Below are 3,475 nucleotides of genomic sequence, written 5' to 3' on the forward strand. Positions count from 1 at the left end.
ACTGCTGTACTCGTCCGGGACCACGGGCGAGCCGAAGGGGATCGTCCACACTCACGCGGGCGTCCTCACGCAGTGCGCCAAGGAGATCCACTTCGGGTTCGACCAGAAGCCTGCCGACCGGTTCTTCTGGGTGTCCGACATCGGCTGGATGATGGGCCCGTGGACGCTCATCGGCAACCACGCGTTCGGCGGGACGGTGGTGATGTACGAGGGCGCGCCCGACCACCCCGAGCCGGACCGCTTCTGGGAGCTGATCGACCGACACGGAATCACGCAGTTCGGCATCTCGCCGACCGCGATCCGCGCGCTCCGCAAGCACGGGGACGAGTGGATCGAGGACCACGACCTCTCCTCACTCCGGATCTTGGGGTCGACCGGCGAGCCGTGGGACCCCGAGTCGTGGCGGTGGTTCTACGACGCGGTCGGCGGCGGCGACTGCCCGATCATCAACATCTCCGGCGGGACGGAGATCTGCGGCTGCTTCCTGATGCCGATGCCGAACCAACCCCTCAAACCCTGTACGCTCGGCGGTCCGGGACTCGGGATGGACATCGACATCGTCGACGAGACGGGCGAGTCGGTCAGGGAGTCCGGCGAGCGGGGCTACCTCGTCGCGCGCGATTCCTGTCCGTCGATGACGAAGTCGCTGTGGTCCGGCGACGAGCGCTACCTTGAGGAGTACTGGTCGACGTGGCCCGACTTGTGGGACCACGGCGACTTCGCGCAGAAGGACGAAGACGGCTTCTGGTTCCTCCACGGTCGCGCCGACGACGCGCTCAACGTCGCTGGGCGGAAGGTCGGTCCGGCCGAGATCGAGGGCGTCCTCATCGACCACGACGCCGTCAACCAGGCGGCCGCGGTGGGCGTCCCGGACGACACGACCGGGACCGCGGTCGTCGCGTACGTCGTCCTCGAACCGGACGCGGAGCCGAGCGACGACCTCCGCGAGGAGCTGCGGGCGCTGGTGGGCGACGAACACGGCAAGCCGTTCCGGCCGCGAGAACTGCTGTTCGTCGACGCCTTCCCGAAGACGCAGTCGGGCAAGATCATCCGGCGCGCGATCGAGTCCGTCTACAACGGCGAGGACCCGGGCGACCTCTCCTCGATGGAGAACCCGGAGGCGCTCGACGCGCTCCGCGACGCCGCCTGAGCGCGGGAACGGTCCGGTCGGACCGAGTTCGCCTCAGGCGGTCGCGTCCGCCACCGCCTCGTCGAGCGCGTCGTAGTCCGGCTCCTGTCCGGCGTTATCCGCGAGCCAGCGGTACGTCACCGTCCCGTCCGCGTCGATCACGAAGACGGCTCGCTGCGCCACCGTCTCGACGCCGTAGTGTTCGAAGTCCTCGATCACGTCGTACGCCTCGATCGCGCGGTGGTCGGGGTCGCCGACGAGCGCGAACGGGAGTTCGTACTGGGTGCGGTACGCGGCGAGCGCGTGCGGGAGGTCGGTGCTCACGCCGAACAGGGTACAGTCGTCGCGGTCGAATTCGTCTCGGAGCGCCTCCATCTCGTCGGTACAGGTGTTCGAGAAGGCGGCCGGGAAGAAGGCGAGCACGACCGGCTCGTCGCCGAGGTGATCGGCGAGTTCGAACGGCGCGATGTCGCCGTCCACGAGCGATCCGGTGAAGTCGGGAGCGTCGTCGCCGACGTGTGGCATATCTGGTCGTCGGCGGCCGGGCGTATCACCGTTTCGACGGCGGCGTTCCGGCAGAGGCAAAAAGACTATAGTCGCCACAGGGTTACTGCGAGACAGAGATGGTAAGTGTGATTCCACTGTTCGGCGGTCTTCCGGTGGGGCCCGAGCTCCTCATCATCCTGCTCGTGCTGGTCCTGCTGTTCGGGGCGAACAAGATCCCGAAGCTCGCCCGGTCGACCGGGCAGGCGATGGGTGAGTTCAAGAAGGGCCGCGAGGAGATCGAAGAGGAACTGAAGGAGATGGATGACGACGAGACGGAGTCGACGCTCGACAACGAGGACGACGAGTTTGAGGACCTCGAAACCGAGACCGAAAAGGAAACCAGCGCGTAACTCCGGATCCCACACCGATCGCTTTCCGCCGTTCCGTCTTCTCTCCCCGATTTGGGCGCGTGGCCTAGCGGACAGGGCGAGAGGTTCCTAACCTCTCGATCGCGGGTTCGAATCCCGTCGCGCCCGTTCCTTCGCTCCGCTCAGTCACGGGCGCGACTGGCTCCACGCTCGCTCACTTCGTTCGCTCGCGTGGATCCCGCCGCGCCCTCTTATACTATTTAAATAGTGATTATCGGGACTGTTGAGACTATTTAACGGGCGCTCGTCGGACTCCGCTTTTCCGAGCGCCTCTCAGCTCGTCCCCTCTCCCAGCCGTCGGAACGAGTGCGACGCGAGCGCGACCGCTCCGACCGCGATGGCGAGCGTCGCGGCCGCCAGTCCGGGGCCCGGCTCGTACAACAGCGGCGGGTGGTAGCCGACCCAGTAGTCGACGACGACGTTCACGACGCCGAGCGCCAGCGCCGTCGCGAGCGCCCCCGGCGTCGTCCGTCCGAACGCCGGGAACAGGAGCGCCAGCCCGACGAAAAGCAGGTGCGTCCCGATCACGCCCCAGTAGTAGATCCACGCGTCCGGGGCGGCGACGTACTCGCCGAACGCGAGGTTGAGCGAGACCAGCGGCCAGACGCCGAACTGGACCAGCCAGACGAACGCGACCGTCTGGAGGTACGCCGACGCCCGCGAGACCGGGATGTCGACGCCGATATCGCCACCGCGCCGGACCGTCGGCGCGATTCCGGCGAGGACGGCTCCGCCGAGCGCGACCGCGACCGCCGAGTCCGCGTACAGCGGCCAGAAGGGAACCGGGACCTCGTTCGCGGTCGGCACGTAGTACCAGACTCCCACCGCGAGCATGAATCCGGTGAACGCGCAGACGACGGCGAGGCTCCGCGGCGTCCCGAGCAGCTCCTCGGCGATAGCCGCCCGTACCCGCCGCCTGACCGCGGGATTCCGCAGTCGCCGTAGCCGCGGGAACTGCTCGGAGCGTGGCACGGACGGCGATCGGTTCGCGGGGACGTAAAACCCGGCCGTCCGCGGTCGATTATCAATCTCGGTGTTTTGCGAGACACCTTTTTCAACGGAAACGGCGTTTCCGTAACTATGAGCAACGAGGACGCCGAGCGCTCCGCCTCGCGGACCGGCCCGGAGGGCGATAGATCGGCGTCCGACGCGTCCCCACGCGACGAACGGGGCGAACGCGACGAGCGGGGCGCGGACGCGGATACGGAACCGGTGGACCCGACGGACGACGACACACCGACCGAGACGACTGCCGACGCAGCGACCGAGACGGCCGCCGCCGCGGAGTCGGCGGACGCGACGGGATCTCTCGCCTTCGACGAGGACGACGAACCGGGGCAGGGACCCCCGGTCGTCACCGACCGGTACACCTGGCGCTCGCTGCTCGCGGAGCGAGGGCACGGAGACGCCGCAGAGCGCGTGTACGCCGACG

The 3,475-nt window shown here is 68.0% G+C and carries 4 protein-coding genes, 1 tRNA gene and 1 pseudogene; 4 read left to right on the forward strand and 2 right to left on the reverse strand.

The genetic code is table 11. From position 1 onward, the window contains the following. The coding region (locus tag BN903_RS04630) for an acyl-CoA synthetase (RefSeq protein ID WP_048076763.1) at nt 1-1,150 on the forward strand (1,150 nt) is incomplete at its 5' end. Between the two features lie 33 nt (nt 1,151-1,183). Here the strand turns inward: BN903_RS04630 and BN903_RS04635 are convergent. After that, nucleotides 1,184-1,654, reverse strand: coding sequence for a redoxin domain-containing protein (locus BN903_RS04635; RefSeq protein WP_048076600.1), 471 nt, complete (start codon nt 1,652-1,654; stop codon nt 1,184-1,186). Nucleotides 1,655-1,752: 98 nt separating this feature from the next. Between BN903_RS04635 and BN903_RS04640 the strand changes: the two genes are divergently transcribed. After that, nucleotides 1,753-2,025 carry a twin-arginine translocase TatA/TatE family subunit gene (locus BN903_RS04640; RefSeq protein ID WP_048076601.1) on the forward strand — a complete coding sequence of 91 codons (273 nt, stop codon included), beginning with the start codon at nt 1,753-1,755 and terminating at the stop codon, nt 2,023-2,025. A gap of 53 nt (nt 2,026-2,078) precedes the next feature. After that, nucleotides 2,079-2,151: transfer RNA gene (locus BN903_RS04645), tRNA-Arg, on the forward strand. A 165-nt stretch (nt 2,152-2,316) separates the two neighbouring features. Here the strand turns inward: BN903_RS04645 and BN903_RS04650 are convergent. After that, entirely contained in the window at nt 2,317-3,015 is a 699-nt protein-coding gene (locus BN903_RS04650) for a DUF1405 domain-containing protein (RefSeq protein ID WP_079890579.1), read from the reverse strand. A gap of 108 nt (nt 3,016-3,123) precedes the next feature. Between BN903_RS04650 and BN903_RS17185 the strand changes: the two are divergent. Continuing rightward, a pseudogene (locus tag BN903_RS17185) lies at nt 3,124-3,475 on the forward strand (hypothetical protein); the annotation flags it as partial.

The sequence above is a fragment of the Halorubrum sp. AJ67 genome (assembly GCF_000513435.1).

Coding starts and splice junctions, on each gene's coding strand:
- BN903_RS04635 (WP_048076600.1), bottom strand. CDS start 1,654: ATGCCACACGTCGGCGACGACGCTCCCGACTTCACCGGATCGCTCGTG.
- BN903_RS04640 (WP_048076601.1), top strand. CDS start 1,753: ATGGTAAGTGTGATTCCACTGTTCGGCGGTCTTCCGGTGGGGCCCGAG.